This is a genomic window from Simiduia agarivorans SA1 = DSM 21679 (assembly GCF_000305785.2).
Classification (GTDB): Bacteria; Pseudomonadota; Gammaproteobacteria; order Pseudomonadales; family Cellvibrionaceae; genus Simiduia; species Simiduia agarivorans.
On record NC_018868.3, the window covers coordinates 675,973 to 693,113 of the forward strand.

At 53.9% G+C, this 17,141-nt stretch carries 18 protein-coding genes; 9 read left to right on the forward strand and 9 right to left on the reverse strand.

Going from position 1 to position 17,141, the window contains the following annotated elements; genetic code table 11:
* The first annotated feature begins 54 nt into the window (after positions 1–54).
* Positions 55–867, forward strand: a complete 813-nt coding sequence (xthA, locus tag M5M_RS03015; RefSeq protein ID WP_024330254.1) for an exodeoxyribonuclease III — start codon at positions 55–57, stop codon at positions 865–867.
* Here the strand turns inward: xthA and M5M_RS03020 are convergent.
* Positions 864–3,065: a response regulator gene (locus M5M_RS03020; protein WP_015045993.1), complete on the reverse strand. Its 2,202-nt coding sequence runs from the start codon at positions 3,063–3,065 to the stop codon at positions 864–866. The genes xthA and M5M_RS03020 overlap by 4 nt on opposite strands.
* Positions 3,066–3,202: 137 nt before the next feature.
* On the opposite strand from M5M_RS03020, the gene M5M_RS03025 reads away from it, so the two are divergent.
* From M5M_RS03025 to M5M_RS03035, 4 genes are read left to right on the forward strand one after another with little or no spacing between them, the layout of a single operon-like run.
* Positions 3,203–3,721 carry an RNA polymerase sigma factor gene (locus M5M_RS03025; protein WP_015045994.1) on the forward strand — a complete coding sequence of 173 codons (519 nt, stop codon included), beginning with the start codon at positions 3,203–3,205 and terminating at the stop codon, positions 3,719–3,721.
* A complete protein-coding gene (locus M5M_RS03030; protein ID WP_144062372.1) occupies positions 3,718–4,077 on the forward strand; it encodes a hypothetical protein in 360 nt (119 codons plus the stop codon). Before M5M_RS03025 ends, M5M_RS03030 begins: the two co-directional genes overlap by 4 nt.
* 28 nt (positions 4,078–4,105) lie before the next feature.
* Positions 4,106–4,282, forward strand: coding sequence for a hypothetical protein (locus M5M_RS20300; RefSeq protein WP_156025697.1), 177 nt, complete (start codon positions 4,106–4,108; stop codon positions 4,280–4,282).
* On the forward strand, positions 4,275–4,784 hold the full coding sequence (locus M5M_RS03035; protein WP_015045996.1) for a DUF3106 domain-containing protein: 510 nt from the start codon (positions 4,275–4,277) through the stop codon (positions 4,782–4,784). The genes M5M_RS20300 and M5M_RS03035 overlap by 8 nt, the downstream gene beginning before the upstream one ends.
* A gap of 6 nt (positions 4,785–4,790) precedes the next feature.
* Here M5M_RS03035 and M5M_RS03040 read toward each other — a convergent pair whose 3' ends face one another.
* The 8 genes from M5M_RS03040 to M5M_RS03075 form a co-directional block, all read right to left on the reverse strand.
* The gene (locus M5M_RS03040; RefSeq protein ID WP_015045997.1) at positions 4,791–5,027 is read right to left on the reverse strand and encodes a hypothetical protein; all 237 of its coding nucleotides are present in this window, start codon (positions 5,025–5,027) and stop codon (positions 4,791–4,793) included.
* Positions 5,028–5,055: 28 nt separating this feature from the next.
* Positions 5,056–6,675: a methyl-accepting chemotaxis protein gene (locus M5M_RS03045; protein ID WP_015045998.1), complete on the reverse strand. Its 1,620-nt coding sequence runs from the start codon at positions 6,673–6,675 to the stop codon at positions 5,056–5,058.
* A gap of 99 nt (positions 6,676–6,774) precedes the next feature.
* The gene (cysG, locus tag M5M_RS03050) at positions 6,775–8,157 is read right to left on the reverse strand and encodes a siroheme synthase CysG (protein WP_015045999.1); all 1,383 of its coding nucleotides are present in this window, start codon (positions 8,155–8,157) and stop codon (positions 6,775–6,777) included.
* On the reverse strand, positions 8,157–9,434 hold the full coding sequence (serS, locus tag M5M_RS03055) for a serine--tRNA ligase (protein ID WP_015046000.1): 1,278 nt from the start codon (positions 9,432–9,434) through the stop codon (positions 8,157–8,159). The genes cysG and serS overlap by 1 nt, the downstream gene beginning before the upstream one ends.
* Positions 9,435–9,462: 28 nt before the next feature.
* Positions 9,463–9,837, reverse strand: coding sequence for a fluoride efflux transporter CrcB (gene crcB, locus M5M_RS03060; RefSeq protein WP_015046001.1), 375 nt, complete (start codon positions 9,835–9,837; stop codon positions 9,463–9,465).
* The gene (locus M5M_RS03065; RefSeq protein ID WP_015046002.1) at positions 9,834–11,183 is read right to left on the reverse strand and encodes a replication-associated recombination protein A; all 1,350 of its coding nucleotides are present in this window, start codon (positions 11,181–11,183) and stop codon (positions 9,834–9,836) included. The genes crcB and M5M_RS03065 overlap by 4 nt, the downstream gene beginning before the upstream one ends.
* Positions 11,176–11,835, reverse strand: a complete 660-nt coding sequence (lolA, locus tag M5M_RS03070) for an outer membrane lipoprotein periplasmic chaperone LolA (protein ID WP_015046003.1) — start codon at positions 11,833–11,835, stop codon at positions 11,176–11,178. Before lolA ends, M5M_RS03065 begins: the two co-directional genes overlap by 8 nt.
* A 9-nt stretch (positions 11,836–11,844) precedes the next feature.
* Complete coding sequence (locus M5M_RS03075; protein ID WP_015046004.1) at positions 11,845–14,175, reverse strand: DNA translocase FtsK; 2,331 nt, start codon at positions 14,173–14,175, stop codon at positions 11,845–11,847.
* 229 nt (positions 14,176–14,404) lie between these two features.
* Between M5M_RS03075 and trxB the strand changes: the two genes are divergently transcribed.
* The 4 genes from trxB to infA all read left to right on the forward strand — a co-directional run bounded on the left by trxB (position 14,405) and on the right by infA (position 17,102).
* Positions 14,405–15,352 (forward strand): thioredoxin-disulfide reductase, encoded by a 948-nt coding sequence (trxB, locus tag M5M_RS03080; RefSeq protein ID WP_015046005.1) that lies wholly within the window; start codon positions 14,405–14,407, stop codon positions 15,350–15,352.
* Between the two features lie 31 nt (positions 15,353–15,383).
* Positions 15,384–16,073, forward strand: a complete 690-nt coding sequence (gene aat, locus M5M_RS03085) for a leucyl/phenylalanyl-tRNA--protein transferase (RefSeq protein ID WP_015046006.1) — start codon at positions 15,384–15,386, stop codon at positions 16,071–16,073.
* A gap of 10 nt (positions 16,074–16,083) precedes the next feature.
* Positions 16,084–16,788, forward strand: a complete 705-nt coding sequence (locus M5M_RS03090; RefSeq protein WP_015046007.1) for an arginyltransferase — start codon at positions 16,084–16,086, stop codon at positions 16,786–16,788.
* Positions 16,789–16,883: 95 nt separating this feature from the next.
* On the forward strand, positions 16,884–17,102 hold the full coding sequence (gene infA / locus M5M_RS03095; RefSeq protein ID WP_015046008.1) for a translation initiation factor IF-1: 219 nt from the start codon (positions 16,884–16,886) through the stop codon (positions 17,100–17,102).
* The last annotated feature ends 39 nt before the right edge of the window (positions 17,103–17,141 follow it).

The following is a 17,141-nucleotide window of genomic DNA, read 5'->3' on the forward strand; positions in this document are numbered from 1 at the left end:
TGCCGTATTTATCAAGCCCCTCTTTAGGGGCTTATTTTTTGCTTGGGGGAAGTTTTGAAGATCGTTTCTTTTAATATCAATAGCATCCGGGCGCGCATGCATCAGCTTGAAGCAATCATTGCACGGCATCAGCCGGATTTCATCGGGTTACAAGAAACCAAGTGCCAGGACAAAGACTTCCCCGAGGAAGCCATACAGGCGTTGGGTTATCATGTTATTTTTCACGGGCAAAAAACCCATTACGGCGTTGCTCTGCTCTCACGCCAGAGGCCTGAAGCGGTTATCAAAGGTTTTCCAACCGATGAGGATGATGCGCAACGTCGTTTTATTGGTGCGAAATTCCAATTCCGCGATAGTCCATTATGGGTCTATAACGGCTATTTTCCGCAGGGCGAAAACCAGGGTCACCCTACCAAGTACCCCGCAAAAGCCCGTTTTTATAGCGATTTAACCAATCTGATCGGCAATAGTCATACCCCATCAGACCAACTGGTGATTATGGGAGACCTCAATATTTCCCCAACGGATGCCGACATTGGCATTGGCGATGCCAACCGGAAGCGTTGGTTGCGTGATGGTAAGTGCAGCTTTTTACCGGAAGAACGTGAGTGGCTGTCAACTTTACTGGCGCAGGGACTGAGCGATAGCTTTCGTGCACTCAATCCCGCTGTGGATGACCAGTTCAGTTGGTTTGATTATCGCAGTCGTGGTTTTGAGGATACGCCTAAGCGAGGGCTGCGTATCGATGGGATTCTGGTCACCGACTCTCTGCTTAATCTCAGCGAATCTGCAGGGATAGATTACGATATCAGGAGCATGGACAAACCGTCGGATCACGCCCCTGTATATCTGCACCTGAAAGATTAATCCTGATCGGTGTTTTTACCTAGCCAACGCCTTAGGTTTTGCTCGAGCTTCTCAAAACTCACGGGCTTGGCCAGGTAATCACTCATACCTGCAGCATAACATTTGGCCTGATCAGATTCGCCGGCATGGGCCGTCATTGCGACTACCGGCAAGGGCTTTGATACGCCCTGCGCCTGTTCCTTACGTCTGATTGCCTGGGTGGCTTCATAACCATCCATTTCCGGCATCTGGCAATCCATCAGAACAAGATCAAACGGCTGCTCTTCAAGCGCCGCGAGTGCTTCGCGGCCATTGTTGGCAATCACCACCTTGTAACCGAGTTTGCCCAACATGCCCTTAGACACCATCTGGTTGACACGGTGATCGTCCACCAGCAGCACGCGCCGGCCATTGCCCTGCGGTCCGCTTTTGTCTTTCTCCAGCGTAGCTTCATCGGCTTTTAACAGGGACTGGCACACAGCCTGATGCAGGTTTTTGCGCAAAACCGGTTTTAACAAGACTGTTTGCCCTGCCGCAATCCGATCAACGCGTTCATCTGCCCGTTGCGCGAGCGTACAGGCAATGACAAAGGGCGTCGCCTGAAAATGCTGATGCTGCGCGAGCTTTTCGGCCAATACTAAACTATCCAGTGACTTAACCAGTGTATATATTAAGAGGCCATCGAAAGGCTTTTCATCTTTTTCGGCATCCTCCATGAGTTGTATAGCCTGATCCGGGTCCTGGGTCATTTCAATATCCATGCCCCAAGCTTCCATTTCAATGTGAAACGACTCTTCTATAGAAGGCGGGATGCCTACGAGCAGCATTTTTTTATTGCGAAGCTGTGGATTCACAGCCAAGGCTTTGGGGGATTTGCTGGTTAATTCAAGCGTAACGTTGAAAAAGTACTGCACGCCCTTCCCCGGCTCTTCATAAACTTGTAAGGAGCCATTCATAAATTCAGCGATACCTTTACACAAGGTGATGCCCAGGGGCTCTTCTGGATCAGCATCCTTTACGTTTTCCTGTTTTTTGTTGGGTTGCGCCGGAAGTGTTGCGCCTTGGTACTCATCGATGATGGTTATCTGCAATTCACCTTGCTGATCATTTTTTAATACAAATTCGGACTTAAACAGGATACTTCCAAACGCTGAATGTTTTATTGCGTGAGAGAGAAGATTGATCAAAACCTGCTCAAGGCGTTGATTATCGCCTTTCACCCGGATCGGGGTGTCCGAATCGAGCACATGATTTAACTCAACATCCTGCTGATAGGCATCGTGTGCGACGTCTTCAACCACATGCTCAATCAGTTTCCATAAATTGAAAATAGACTTTTCAAGCACAAGATTCTGATTGGTCACTTTGGAGAAATCGATCGCAGCGTCCACCATGTTGAGTTGGCGCTCGCCTGCCTTTACCGCCAACGCAATAAATTCTTTTTGCTGCGCCGTGAGTGAGCTATCAGCCAGTAAACTCAGCGAACCCAGTATGTCGTTAAGTGATGTCCGGATTTCTGTACCGAACCGACTGAGAAACGTGTTTTTGAGTTCTGCCGCTGCTTGTGTATCGCGTTTCTCAATTTCAAGATTACGGGCGTGCTGGTCCAGGTTGTATTGTGCTTCGAGGCGATCCCAATAGATGCGGGAATTCACCTCGCCCTGATGATCCAGCAAGAGATAAAACACCAGCATCATCACGCCATAAATATAACCTTCCCAGGTGCCCAGCATGACCGCTGTAGCGCCAGCCGGAATCTGACCGATAAAAAGGTACATCCCCAGAAATTTTCTGTAGGGCGACAGGACACTGGCCACACTGGAATAAAATACGACGGAGTAAAGCCAGATCAGCAACGTATCATTCTGCATGCCAATCGTATAAGTGATGCTGGCAACGATCAGGCTCCACCAGCCGGCTCCGACAAAAGAGGCCCAAAAGTAATGGCTTCGCCAGCGACCAGGCGCTCTTGGGTACAGGCTGTCAAACCGGAACAGGAAATAGCCACGCCACAAGGTAATGATCAACAAGCCGATAGCCAGCGTCAGCGCGAAATTCGGCGCCTCGGTATAAAAATCACCCAATGCGAGGCACAGGCCAAATGCCACCAGGTTCAGAATCAGGCCTCTGCGGCTGTATTTCGCCATGCGCGCATCAGTTTCACGCATGATTTTACGGTCTTTCTGGACCTTGTTTGCCGGGATGAACAACTGCAACATGCGGAATATCCTGGTTGGGCAACGAGCACTGTTCACGGCATTGTAGTGTCAGACCACTAATTAACAAGTCCCTGTCAACCAATTGGTCATCTATGCGTTATATTGGCTAAGAACGATGAAAATCCATAGGGGCTATTTTGAAATCACGGGCACTTGACCAGTTCCTGCAGGCGCACGAGCGTCAGGCATTTGGTATCGCCCGTGCGGCTGTCGGCAATACCGACGATGCGCTGGATCTGGTACAGGACGCCATGATGCAACTGGTGAAGGCCTACAGCGATAAAACCGAAATCGAATGGAAGCCGTTGTTTTACCGGATTCTGAACAATCGCATCATGGATCACTTCAGGCGGCAGAAAACCAAAGGCAAGGTATTGGTCGAGACCGAGGAAAGCCAGAATGCAGAGACCTGGGTCGCCGGAACCCTGCCCGATGGCGCCCAGCAGTTAAAACACGATCGCCAGATGAAGGCCCTTCAGCTCGCGCTGAAAGCACTGCCAGAACGCCAGAAAGAAGCCTTTCTGTTGCGTTGTTGGGAGGGCCAGGATACGGCACAAACCGCAGTCCACATGGGCTGCAGCGAAGGCAGTGTAAAAACCCATTACTCACGTGCCCTGCAGGCACTTCGCAAAGCGTTAGGAGATCTATGGCCATGAGCGATAAACCCGCACCACGCGAAGACGGGATTGATCCCGGCTTTGAACGGTTTTTGCGCCAACTGCCGGAAGAGCAGACGATTTCCGACGAAATCGCCATCCGACTTGCCCATGCGCGAGCCAGTGCGGTTGCGTCACATGCCAGGCACCGCGGTTATTGGCCTTACCTGGCCATAGCGGCAAGCATTCTTCTGGTGGGCGTGATGGGGTTAATAAATTTCTCGAATGTCCCACACAACACAGAACTATCGGTAGAGCTTGCGGCTGAGTTGGATATGATAATGGACGAAAATGAACGGGAATTGATTGATGACCTTGAGTTCTATCAGTGGCTCAGTGAAATGGAGGCTGGTTAAGTGGCTTTTGAGCACTTGGCTTTTGGCAATGCCCGCCTTGGCGAGTCAGGAAGAGGCTGCTTTTCTGGCCTTTTTAGGCACCCTGGAAGACGAGCAGGAGGCAGATTTGACCCCGCTCGACTGGGAATGGCTGCTGGACGACATATCGGCCCCCTCACCTTCAGGCAGTGTAATCGAACCAAAGGAGGAAAAAGCCAATGAATAAATCCCCATTGTTTGCACTTCTCCTCGTTGGCTGCCTGCATTATTCCCCCCTCCTGATTGGCGCGCCGGTGCCCTGGGATCAGCTGTCCCAGGAACAGCAACAGGTACTTTCTGGTGTAAAGGATGACTGGGCGTCATTACCTGAAGCCAAGCAGCAACAGCTCCTACGCGGGGTTGAACGCTATAGCGCCATGACTCCAGAGCAACGGGCCGACGCAAGAGCGAAGCACGAACGCTGGAAAAGCCTGAGTGAGGAACAAAGAATTCAGATCAAAGAACGCTATCAGCGCTTCAAGGCCTTGCCTTCGGATCAGCAGAAAAAAATCAGGGATGCTCACCAACGCTTCAAGGCGTTGCCGCCAGAACAGCAGGCGCGCATAAGGGAAAAATGGTCCGGTATGTCGCCGGAACAAAGACAGCGCGTTATGCTGAGGTTACGAGAAATGACGCCCGAGCAACGCGAAGCCTTCAGGGAGCGGATGCGCCAACGGCGGGATCGATAACCGGCGTCAGGCGTCGGTATCAACCAGGCTGTTGTGTCGACGGTCTTCGCCGCTGCGCAATTCAACCAGGGGCCGCCGATAAGCGCGGCCTTTACGTCGCTCACGCTTTCTGCGCTCTTGGTTGGGCGATTCTGCAGGCAACTCAACCTGCTGATCGACTGGCACTGCTTTCGGCAGTGTCTGGCTAACCGGCTCAACCTTGGTACGGGCCGCCGCTATGGGGGGTATTCGCATGTCGGCCATAGCAATACCTCTGTTCTCACATTCAGACTCACACCTTAAATTGCGCCGCCACAGTTTTCAACTGATCTGCCAATCCCTGCAGGTTGGTACTGAGATTGGCCACTTGCTCCGTGTTTTCCTGCGCCACTTTTGATGCATCCCGCATATTAATCACGTTGCTTTGAATTGACTTGGCAAAGGTCTGCTGCTCTTCAGTGGCAGCCGCAATACGCTTGTTCATATCGGTAATGGAAGTCACTTTGTTGGTAATGGCCGCAAGCGACTCCCCGGTTTCACCCGCCTGGGCTACACTGCGACTTGCGCCGGTTTTACCGGTTTCCATCACTTGCACCGCTTCTCGGGCCGCAGTTTGTAATTGTTCGATTACCGTTTGAATTTCGTGCGTAGACTCCTGCGTACGAGACGCAAGCGTCCTGACCTCGTCGGCCACCACGGCGAACCCCCTACCCTGTTCGCCTGCCCTCGCAGCCTCAATGGCGGCATTCAGTGCCAACAGGTTGGTTTGCTCGGCAATGCCTTTGATGACGTCAAGGATCCCAGCAACACTGTCGGTATCAGATTCGAGTTTGGCAATCACCTCAGCCGCGCGTTCTACTTCGTTCGCCAGACTATTAATGGTTTTTACGGTGTCCTGCACCACGTTGAGGCCAGCTTTGGCTTCCTTGTCGGCATCCTGCGCCGCCTGCGCGGCCGAGCCTGCGTTTTGCGCGACATTATTCACGCTGCGCATCATATCCGACATGGCATTGGTAACTTCTTCGGAGGACGAAGCCTGTTGATTCGACAGGCGTTCAGTCTCATGCGATACGCCGTTCAGGCGTTTGGCCACATCGGTCAGAGGCGAGATTACCTGAATGACTTCGCCAATGGTATTGTGCAACTTATCGATGAAGGTATTAAACCAATGCACCAGATCACCCAACTCATCCTCAGACTTGCGTTGCAGACGCTGGGTTAAGTCACCTTCGCCCTGTGCAATATCCTTCAGGCTTTCGGTAATCACCTGCACATTGTGGGTAATCAGGACGGCAATGCTGATTGAGATCAGCAGCAGTAATGCCACGGTGACGACACCAACCACGAGCCCTACTTTCAGGTTGTCCTGTTCAGTCTCGGTTGCCTGTCGAACGGTTTCGGTGAAGCTGCGATCACTTTGATCCCGGAACTGCTTGAGCGAATTATTGACCTGCTCCAGCGCGCGGTTACGACGTTCGGCGATCTCGGCCAATTTGGAAAAATCAACAGTGCCGTCGATCATACTGGCAGTGAGGCCGTAGGAAATCTCAAGGTAGGTGTTGAGCTGGCTTTCCAGCTGGTTGACCTCAGTGGTTCGCTCTGGCTGCAATTGACGCGCACGATTGAGGTTTTCGGTCAGATTTGCCCCCATGCGTTTAGCGCTGTTGAGCATATCCTCCTCGCCGGTACTGGCGGCGGTGCTCATGGTCTCATTCATGCGATCAAGGGTGACAATGTTGTTGCCCGCGATCTCCAGTACCGGAAAATACACATTCTGAATGAGATTCAGCCGGTTTACGTTCTGGGAACCCGAATTGATGGTAAACAGCAAATACAAAACGAACCCTGTAATGCCCACCGCGGGAATCAATAAGATCTTGTATTTAATACTAATTTTGCTCAACCAGTTCATGGGACCTTGCCTGTGGGGTCAATATTTAAAGCATAGCTAATAACCCCGCGCTTGCTAGGCGTGTGGTTATAAGCGCTATCGACCTGAAACAAGGATTCTTTAACGGGTTGGGCGGTACCAGGCGAGGGATTCGGCCAGGGAAACCACTCCGCCGATGATCAACAGGGTGGGCGCCTGGACCCCGGCAGACTGGGCGATACCCGGCAGTGTCTTCAGCGTCCCCCGGTGTACACGTTGGTCGGGGGTGGTGCCCCGTTCTACCAGGGCTGCGGGCGTTTCCTCCGGGCGTCCATGGGCAATGAGGCCGTCACAAATGGTGGGCAAGCCCTGCAGACTCATATAAAACACCAGGGTCTGATCTTCGCGTACATATTCAGACCACTGTACGTGCGGGGCGTCCCCCTGCAGGTGGCCGGTAATAAAACGGACACTCTGGGCAAAATCACGGTGGGTCAATGGAATCCCGGCATAGGCACTGCAGCCAGACGCGGCGGTGATACCCGGCACCACTTCGAAGGGGATCTGATGCTGAGCCAACAAGGCGATTTCCTCGCCGCCACGGCCAAAAATGAAGGGGTCGCCGCCTTTCAACCGCAATACCCGCTTGCCCTGCTGCGCCAAATCCAGCAACAACTGGTTTATCTCCTGCTGAGGCACAGCATGGTCGGCCCGGCGTTTTCCCACGTAAATACGGTCTGCATCGCGCCTGACCTTGTCCAGAATGGGCTCCGACACCAAACGGTCGTACAACACCACGTCTGCCCGCTGCATTAATTGCAGGGCGCGGATGGTGAGGAGATCCGGCGCACCGGGGCCTGCCCCAACCAGATAGACCTCACCGGCACTGGATTGCGCCTGTTCGGACAACAAGCGTTCTACCTCTACCTCTGCCAGATCCCGCTGGTCGCTGGCGACCCATTGTGCAGCTCTTCCCTCGATCAGAGCCTCCCAGAAATACCGGCGCCGCGCTTCCGGTAATCGCTGCTTAACCCTGTCCCGTAAACTGCGGCAGAATTGCGCCAATTTACCGGTGGCCTCTGGTAGCTGCACTTCCAGCATCTGCTTGATCTTTCGCGCAATGACAGGCGCCGCGCCACCACTGGAGATTGCCACCAGGATCGGACTGCGATCAACGATGGCGGGGGTGATAATGCTGCAAAGTGCCGGATCATCCACCACATTGACGGGTAGAAACCGCGCCTGGCACAGGCTGGCAATGCGGTCGTTTAACGCACGATCGGCGGTGGCACAGATAACCAGATGAACGCCGTCCAGATCATTCTCGGCAAAGCCACGTGCGGTCCATTGACCATCATTCTGTTGCAACAGAGCCTGCAGTTCGGCCACCGCATCCGGTGCAACACAACGGATATGGGCACCAGCACTGACTAATAACCGTGCCTTGCGCAAGCCGACACTGCCGGCGCCCACAAGGAGCACCGGTTTGCGTTTGAGGTCAAAAAAGAACGGAAAGTATTCCATCAGCCAAGATGGGTTTTGCCACCCAGGTAAGACTGGAGCACCTGAGGAATGGCAATGCGGCCATCGGCTTGCTGATTGTTTTCCAACACGGCCAGCAGCGTGCGGCCAATGGCGAGGCCAGAGCCATTCAGGGTGTGCAGAAGCTCGACCTTATTGGTCTCAGGGTTACGGTAACGCGCCAGCATTCTGCGCGCCTGGAAATCCCGGAAGTTGGAGCAGGAAGAAATCTCGCGGTACTTTTCCTGGCTCGGCAACCAGACTTCTATATCGTAGGTTTTTGCGGCAGAAAAGCCGATATCCCCGCCGCACAAAATGACTGTGCGGTACGGCAGTTCAAGCAATTTAAGGATATTTTCGGCGTGGCTCAGCAGCTTCTCAAGCGCCTCATCCGATTCCTCGGGGCGCACAAACTGGACCAGTTCAACTTTTTCAAACTGGTGCTGACGAATCATGCCGCGGGTATCACGCCCGTGTGAGCCGGCCTCACTGCGAAAACAGGGCGTATGACAAACGTACTTGAGCGGCAGCGGTTGTTTGGCGTCGAGGATTTCATTGCGCAACAGATTCGTCACTGGCACTTCGGCCGTAGGAATCAGGTAGAAACCGCGCTCGTCATTAAGCTTGAAAAGATCCTCTTCAAACTTTGGCAATTGTCCGGTGCCGTACAATGAATCGGCATTCACAATGAAAGGAACGTAGATTTCTTCGTAACCGTGCTCGTTCTGGTGTACGTCCAACATAAACTGGATCAACGCACGGTGCAGGCGCGCGATGTCACCCCGCATCACGGCAAAACGGGCACCGGTAAGCTTGGTAGCCGACTCAAAGTCGAGTCCGCCCAGGTTTTCCCCCAATTCCACATGGTCCTTGACCGGAAAATCGAAGGCTCTGGGTGTGCCCCAGCGGCGGACTTCCACATTGTCGTCTTCCGACAGCCCCTCTGGCACCTCATCTGCCGGAATATTCGGCACGCCGGCCAAGAGCTCGTCCAGGGCGGCCTGAACGTTGCTCAGCTCAGTTTCTGCGGCACTGAGCTTGCCCTTCAGGTCTTCCACTTCGGCAAGCAACGGCGCTATGTCTTCACCTTTGGCCTTGGCCTGACCGATGGATTTGGAGCGGCTGTTCCGTTCCTGTTGCAGACTTTCGGTACTGGACTGAATTGCACGGCGCTGTTCTTCGAGGCCTTTGATGGCAGCAACATCGAGGCTGTAGCCTCGCTTGGCCAGTTTTTGTGCAACTTCTTCAGGGTTATTCCTGACGTATTTGGAATCCAGCATGGGCCTAGGTATCTCGTAAATCGGTGTTTTAAAGGAAATAGGCGGTGAATTTGATCGCCAGCAGGGTCGCAATGATACAGGTGCAAACACTCAGTAGTACATAGGCGGCACTGGTGAGCAGGTCGCCATTGCGCAACAGCGCGACGGCATCCATGGAAAACGCGGAAAAGGTGGTCAGGGCACCGAGGAAGCCGGTCATCAAAAAATGCCGTAAGTCGGGGTGAAAGCTGCCCCGCTCTATGAGCAACACATAGGCCACGCCCATCATCAATGAACCGACGAGATTGACCGCCAATGTAGGCAAAGGAAACCGCTGTTCAAATACCGGATACAGCCACAGGTTTACCCCATAGCGGGATACAGCCCCCAGGGCGCCACCTAATGCGATCCAGAGCCAGATCACAGTTTGAGCTCCGGGTACCGTTTCTGCTCGCTTTGCTGGTCGAGATCGCGCAGGCGCTGTAACTTATCGGCGATCTTGATCTCCAGCCCCCTCGGCACCGGTTGATAGTAACGGCGATTGGCAATGGCCTCAGGCAAATAGTTCTCTCCGGCTGCATAGGCATCGGGCTCGTCGTGGGCATAGCGGTATTCTGCACCATGCCCGAGCTCATTCATCAGCTTGGTCGGCGCGTTTCGCAAATGCACCGGCACGTCAAAACTGGGGTCTGCTTTCACATCCGCCATCACTTGCTTGAAGGCAGAATACACCGCATTGGACTTAGGCGCGGACGCCAGGTACGCCAACGCCTGGGCAATGGCCAACTCCCCTTCCGGACTGCCGAGACGGGTTTGCACATCCCAGGCAGACAAGGCTATGTCGAGCGCGCGGGGATCGGCGTTGCCGATATCTTCGCTGGCCATACGCACGACCCGGCGGGCCACATACAGAGGATCACAGCCGCCATCGAGCATGCGGGCAAACCAATAGAGCGCGCCGTCCGGACTGGACCCCCTTACGGCTTTATGCATCGCAGAGATCTGGTCATAGAAATGGTCGCCGCCTTTATCAAACCGGCGCACATCCTGCTGGACAATTTCATCCACAATCGCAGCAGACAACCGGAAGTCAGTTTCGGCATCCACCAGATCCGACGCGATTTCCAATAAATTCAATAATCGCCGGGCGTCACCGTCTGCAGCACGAATCAGCAGATCACGGGCGTCCGCGTCTAATTTAATGGCTGGTAAAGCGGCGGCGGGGTTTGCCAGACAATGATCGATCAGTTCACTGAGGTCCTGGTCATTCAGGCTTTTCAGCACATAAACGCGGCAACGGGATAACAGCGCATTGTTCAGTTCGAAAGAAGGATTTTCTGTGGTGGCACCCACAAAAATAAACGTGCCATCCTCGATATAGGGTAAAAACGCATCCTGCTGGCTCTTGTTGAACCGGTGGACTTCATCCACAAACAGCAGCGCTTTGGTATTGTTGGTTACGCGTAGTTGCTTGGCCTGTTCCACCAGACTGCGGATATCCTTGACGCCAGCCATTACGGCTGACAAGGAAAAAAACCGGGCATCCACACGATGCGCCAACAGCTGCGCCAGCGTGGTCTTACCCACACCGGGCGGCCCCCAGAAAATCATTGAGTGAACCTGCCCGCTCGCCAGTACTTTCTGCAATGGCTTGCCTTGCCCCAACAGATGCGACTGGCCTACATAGTGTGCCAACTCTTGCGGTCTGACTCTGGCAGCCAGCGGCTGCCAGGCAGTGCTATGTTGCACGTCGTCAAACAAATCAGTCATTGTGAATGACATCTGTTCCCGGGGGTGGGGTAAATTCGAACAGGCTGTCTTCCAGCGCTGGATTTACTGCGACCTGTTCAAAGACAAACTCCGTTTGGTTATTCAGCTTATCTTCGAAGCGCATTCTGACCAATGTCTTACCTTTGAAGGTTGCACTGATGTGCCCGAAATTCGCTTGCCCGTCCTTTGCCCGCAAATCATAAACCGCGAGGCCATTGGCTTTATCTGCCGCGCGTTTGACCGAAAAGCTGTCACTTATTTTCGCCGGGTCACCGGACAGCAACAACGCTGGCGTTTGCTGGGCCTTCTGATCAACTTTACTCAGACTGGCCTGCTCCAGATCAGGGTCATATAACCACAGGCGCTTGCCATTACTCACCAACAATTGGGGAAACGGGGATTGAGTATCCCACAGAAATTTACCGGGTTTTTTAACCAGAAATTTTCCCTGACTGGCTTGCAGCAATTTGCCTTCACCGTCGCGCAGACTTTGCTCAAATTGACCGGAGGCGGATTGCATATTAGTGAGTAAGGCTGACAGCTCTACCACAGGCTCAGATGCCAAGGCCGTAACAGCAAGCCCGGAAAGCAACAGGCCCTTCATAGCAACGCCCAGTGCGCGCCAGGCAGGTAAACCTAATACATGAGTCATAGTGTTATCCTAGTGTTTAGGTGGCGGCGGCGCGAGTACTTCCCGGTTGCCATTGGTGCCCATAGCGGATACCACGCCCGCCTCTTCCATTGTCTCAATCAGTCGCGCGGCGCGGTTATAACCGATCCGCAACTTGCGCTGCACCGATGAAATCGATGCTTTACGGGTTTCTGTTACAAACGCCAGCGCCTCGTCGTACAAGGGATCAGATTCGGAATCACTGCCCTCTTCCCCACCTTCTGTGGGTAATCCGGGCACGGGAATCGAGTTAGCGCTCTCATCAATAATGTCATCCAGATAATTGGGTTTTCCGCGTTTTTTCCAATCGTCCACAACCGCATGAACCTCGTGGTCATCCACAAAGGCGCCATGCACCCGCACAGGCACCGAGGTGCCGGGCGGCAGGAACAGCATGTCGCCATGCCCCAAAAGCTGTTCGGCGCCGCCCTGATCGAGAATGGTGCGGGAATCAATTTTTGAAGACACCTGGAACGCCATGCGGGTGGGAACGTTAGCCTTGATCAGCCCGGTGATCACATCCACCGAGGGCCGCTGGGTTGCCAGAATCAGGTGAATACCAGCCGCACGGGCTTTTTGTGCGATACGGGCAATCAGCTGTTCTACTTTTTTGCCCACAATCATCATCATGTCGGCAAATTCATCGATGACCACCACGATGGACGGCAGGGTTTCGAGATCCGGTGCGGGCGCCACTTCTTCGCCGGCGACAAAATTTTCCTCCGGCACCCACAGAGGGTCTTTTAACGGGGTGCCGGCTTTAATGGCGTCCTCTACTTTGCGGTTAAAGCCAGCCAGATTACGAACGCCCATGGCCGCCATCAATTTATAGCGGCGCTCCATCTCACCGACGCACCAGCGCAGACCATTGGCGGCGTCTTTCATGTCGGTGATTACCGGGGTCAGAAGGTGAGGAATGTCATCGTAAATCGACAACTCCAACATTTTGGGGTCTACCAGGATAAGCCGGACTTCCTTGGGGGTCGACTTATAGAGCAGACTCAGCAGCATCACGTTCACCCCGACGGACTTACCGGAACCGGTGGTACCGGCAACCAGTAAGTGAGGCATCTTTGCGAGGTCTGCAATGACCGGCTCACCGGCAATATCGTGACCGAGCGCCAGGGTCAGGTGAGACTTGGCTTTGTCATAAGTGTCCGACGCCAACACTTCACTCAAGCGCACCATGGCCCGATGCTCATTGGGTATTTCAATCCCAACCACCGACTTGCCCGGAATGACTTCGACCACGCGCACGCTGATAACCGCGAGCGACCGTGCCAGGTCCTTGGCAAGGTTAGAAATGCGCGACACCTTCACACCGGGCGCGGGCTGTATTTCAAACCGGGTCACAACCGGGCCGGGCAATACGGATACCACTTCCGCCGTGATGCCAAAGTCTGACAGTTTCAGCTCCAGCAGTCGGGACAGTGCCTCCAGGTTCTCCTTGGAATAGCCCTTATCATTGCTGTGATCGGCCTCATCCAACAGGCCGATCTTCGGCAGCTCGCCATCGACCGTGGTGTCCACAAACAGCGACCGTTGCTTTTCTTTTTCCACGCGTGGGCTGGGCACCGGTTTCTTTACCGGCTGCTCAATCAGAATGGGCTCCCGCTTTTCCTGTTTCTCTACTTGCGCGGCAATGGCTTTACGACGCGCTTTCTGATTGGCCTGAACTTGTTCTTTTTCAGCTTTTGTCTTGCGCCATTCGGTCCACCGGGTCGCGGCTTTGTTTATGCTATCCAGCGTAATCCTGCCGGTGGCGTCCATCAGCCTGATCCAGCTGAGGTCAGTAAATACCGTCAGCCCGAACAGCAAACAGGCCAGCAGAATCAGTGTCGCGCCAGAAAAGGAAAATGCCGTATCGAGTGACGCCGATACAGAAGCGCCTAACAGCCCCCCATGGGAAAATGGCAGCCCACTATCTCCGCTTTGCTGCAATGCGATCAGGCCTGTGCCGCCGATCATCAGCAGCACCAGCCCCAGCGTCCGCAATGCCATCATGAGCCCGTCAAAGCCCCGGCCGGATTTCCGGTCCCGGAAAATGACCCAGGCACGCCAGGCCAGCAATAGCGGAAACACATAGGCCATGTAACCAAACAAAGACATACAGACGTCCGCAAGCCAGGCACCAAAAGGTCCACCGGCATTGGCGACGGCCCGGTTCATACCCGTGCTGGACCAACCGGGATCCACCGGGTCATAAGTGGCCAGTACCATGGTCAGAAAGGTGCAAATAACAACCAACGCAATAAGGGAACCTTCAGTGGCCGCCCTGCCCACGAGTCTGTTTACCGGCTGAGTCTGTTCAGCTGCTTTCAAACGGTTCTCACTCCCGCCCCATCTTGTGAAGGAGCTATTATTACTTAATAATCAGCACGTTATACGCCTTTCTTAATGTAAAGAAAAGCCATTGTTTGAGCCTATAGGCTGCTGCAATCCAATAGATAAGGCCAGACAATTGGCCTATTTTGCTCAAGGCCCTAGAATTCTGACCCTATCGACCCAATCTAAACTTCAGACCTCATTTACTGCCAATCAGGACACATTCATGAGCGACATCAAGCACCATCGCCTCATCATTCTGGGCTCTGGCCCAGCCGGTTACACTGCTGCCATTTACGCAGCCCGCGCCAACCTAAAACCGGTGGTGATTACCGGCATGCAGCAGGGCGGCCAGCTTACCACAACCACCGAAGTGGAGAATTGGCCGGGTGGTGTTCACGACCTCCAGGGCCCCGATCTGATGGTCCAGATGCAGCAACACGCAGAACGCTTCAATACCGAGATCATTTTCGACCATATAGATGAAGTGAAGCTGAACGAACGCCCTTTTCTGCTGAAAGGTTCGTCCACCTACAGCTGCGACGCGTTGATTATTTGCACGGGTGCCAGCGCCCAATACCTTGGCCTGCCTTCCGAAGAGGCGTATATGGGCCGCGGTGTTTCCGCTTGCGCCACCTGCGATGGATTCTTCTACAAAGACCAGAAGGTTGTGGTGGTTGGTGGCGGTAATACTGCCGTCGAAGAAGCCCTGTATCTTTCCAACATAGCCTCTGAGGTGACCCTGATTCACCGTCGCGACACGCTCCGCTCTGAGAAGATTCTGCAGGACAAGCTGTTCGAGAAAGCCAAAAATGGCAACGTCAAGTTGCTTTGGAACCACACGCTGGAAGAGGTGCTTGGCGACGATGCTGGCGTCACCGGCGTGAGGGTAAAATCCACACAGGATGGCAGCACTCAGGATCTGGACGCCCAGGGCGCCTTCATCGCTATTGGTCACAAGCCCAATACCGACATATTTGCCGGCCAGCTGGAAATGAAAGACGGCTACATCGTGGTCAAATCCGGTTTGCACGGCAACGCCACAAGTACCTCCGTGCCCGGTGTTTTTGCTGCCGGCGACGTGGCAGACCACATCTACCGCCAGGCGATCACTTCAGCCGGTGCAGGTTGTATGGCCGCGCTGGACGCTGAAAAATACCTGGACGACCTGTAAAACCTCTTGGGCGCTGGCGTGGAGCTGACATTTGATCCCCTGGCTTGAACCTGGCGCCCCCCACTTTCCACCGGTCTCCAGTGCACTCGATGAACCCAACGGCCTGTTGGCCGCGGGCGGAGAGCTGAGCCCCGAATGGTTGATTGCCGCCTATCAGCGCGGCATTTTCCCTTGGTTTGACGACGAGTCGGTAATCCTTTGGTGGTCCCCTGCCCCGCGCATGGTCCTGCTACCTTCGGCCATTCACCTGAGTCGTTCACTGCGCAAACTCATTCGTCAACGCCGCTTTGAGATTCGGTTTGATACCGATTTCCAGCAGGTAATAAAACACTGCAGTAGTGCTCGCCCGGAAACCTGGATACTGCCGAGCATGATTGAAGCCTATGTGCGCTTGCATCGTCAGGGTATAGCCCATTCGGTGGAGGTCTGGCAGGACAACCAACTGGTGGGTGGACTTTACGGTGTGCATCTGGGGGGCATGTTCTTTGGCGAATCCATGTTTTCCAATGTACCTAACGCCTCAAAGCTCGCACTGGCGGCCCTCGCCCGCCATGCACAGCACTGGGGTTTACACGCGATCGATTGCCAAATGCATACGGAACACCTAGCCTCCATGGGGGCGACGCTTCGGTCGCGTCAGGAATTTAACGCTATGCTTAAAAGCTGTCACCTGCCGTTAAAGCCCGACTGGGTGTACAGTGAACAATTGATGGACGTTTGAATTCGCCAACATGAGCAGTTCTGTAAACCTGAAGCTTTTTGCAACCCATCCGCATGCGTGCAGCTATCTCGACGAGCGCGAAGCCACTACGGTTTTCATCGACCCGGATGCCAAGGTAGACAAATCACTCTATTCGCGCCTCTCTGCACTGGGTTTTCGGCGCTCGGGCCAGCATGTTTATCGACCCCACTGTGCGCAGTGCAACGCCTGTATTCCCATGCGGATCCCCGTGACCCAATTCAGTCCCAGTCGAAGTCAACGGCGCGTACTCAAACGCAATCAGGACCTGAGGCTTGAAGTATTAGAGTCTGGCGATTCCGACGAGTTTTACGCGCTGTATGCTCGCTATATTGCTGCCAGACATAAGGATGGCGACATGTACCCCCCAAGTCGCAGCCAATACGACGGATTTCTGACCAGCCAATGGCAAATAACCCGGTTTCTGGCAGCCTATTTGGATGATCAGCTGGTCGGCGTTGCAGTTTGTGATCTGTTAGACGAGGGGCTATCCGCGGTGTATACCTTTTTTGACCCCGAACTCGATCAGCGCAGCCTTGGCACCTGGTTTATCCTCCAGCAACTGCGTTGGGTCGGGCACCTTGGTCTACCGTACCTCTATCTGGGTTACTGGATCAATGCTTGCGACAAAATGAGCTATAAAGCCAAATTTCAGCCTCAACAGCGCCTGATTGATGGTGTGTGGGTCTTTTCTTAGTCTCCCCTTGGCGTAGACCGCTATTTAGGGCACAATTGCGCCCACCTTGAACTAGGCCTCTCCGGCCGCAAGTGTATTACAGAGGATTCTGCCGGATGGCACGTGAAGATCATATAGAAATGGAAGGTGAAGTGGTTGATACACTTCCCAACACCACCTTTAAAGTTAAGCTTGAAAATGGCCACGTGGTCATTGCCCATATTTCCGGAAAAATGCGTAAAAACTACATTCGCATCCTGACTGGCGATAAGGTAAAAGTTGAGCTCACGCCCTACGACCTGAGCAAGGGCCGCATCACTTATCGCGCGCGCTGATCGTCGACAGGTATGAAAAAAGGCAGCTGTTACGCTGCC

Excerpts from the sequence above, each read along its gene's own strand:
- M5M_RS03020 (WP_015045993.1), bottom strand. The coding sequence starts at position 3,065 with ATGTTGCAGTTGTTCATCCCGGCAAACAAGGTCCAGAAAGACCGTAAA.
- M5M_RS03030 (WP_144062372.1), top strand. The coding sequence starts at position 3,718 with ATGAGCGATAAACCCGCACCACGCGAAGACGGGATTGATCCCGGCTTT.
- M5M_RS20300 (WP_156025697.1), top strand. The coding sequence starts at position 4,106 with ATGCCCGCCTTGGCGAGTCAGGAAGAGGCTGCTTTTCTGGCCTTTTTA.
- M5M_RS03035 (WP_015045996.1), top strand. The coding sequence starts at position 4,275 with ATGAATAAATCCCCATTGTTTGCACTTCTCCTCGTTGGCTGCCTGCAT.
- M5M_RS03040 (WP_015045997.1), bottom strand. The coding sequence starts at position 5,027 with ATGGCCGACATGCGAATACCCCCCATAGCGGCGGCCCGTACCAAGGTT.
- M5M_RS03045 (WP_015045998.1), bottom strand. The coding sequence starts at position 6,675 with ATGAACTGGTTGAGCAAAATTAGTATTAAATACAAGATCTTATTGATT.
- cysG (WP_015045999.1), bottom strand. The coding sequence starts at position 8,157 with ATGGAATACTTTCCGTTCTTTTTTGACCTCAAACGCAAACCGGTGCTC.
- serS (WP_015046000.1), bottom strand. The coding sequence starts at position 9,434 with ATGCTGGATTCCAAATACGTCAGGAATAACCCTGAAGAAGTTGCACAA.
- M5M_RS03065 (WP_015046002.1), bottom strand. The coding sequence starts at position 11,183 with ATGACTGATTTGTTTGACGACGTGCAACATAGCACTGCCTGGCAGCCG.
- lolA (WP_015046003.1), bottom strand. The coding sequence starts at position 11,835 with ATGACTCATGTATTAGGTTTACCTGCCTGGCGCGCACTGGGCGTTGCT.
- trxB (WP_015046005.1), top strand. The coding sequence starts at position 14,405 with ATGAGCGACATCAAGCACCATCGCCTCATCATTCTGGGCTCTGGCCCA.
- M5M_RS03090 (WP_015046007.1), top strand. The coding sequence starts at position 16,084 with ATGAGCAGTTCTGTAAACCTGAAGCTTTTTGCAACCCATCCGCATGCG.
- infA (WP_015046008.1), top strand. The coding sequence starts at position 16,884 with ATGGCACGTGAAGATCATATAGAAATGGAAGGTGAAGTGGTTGATACA.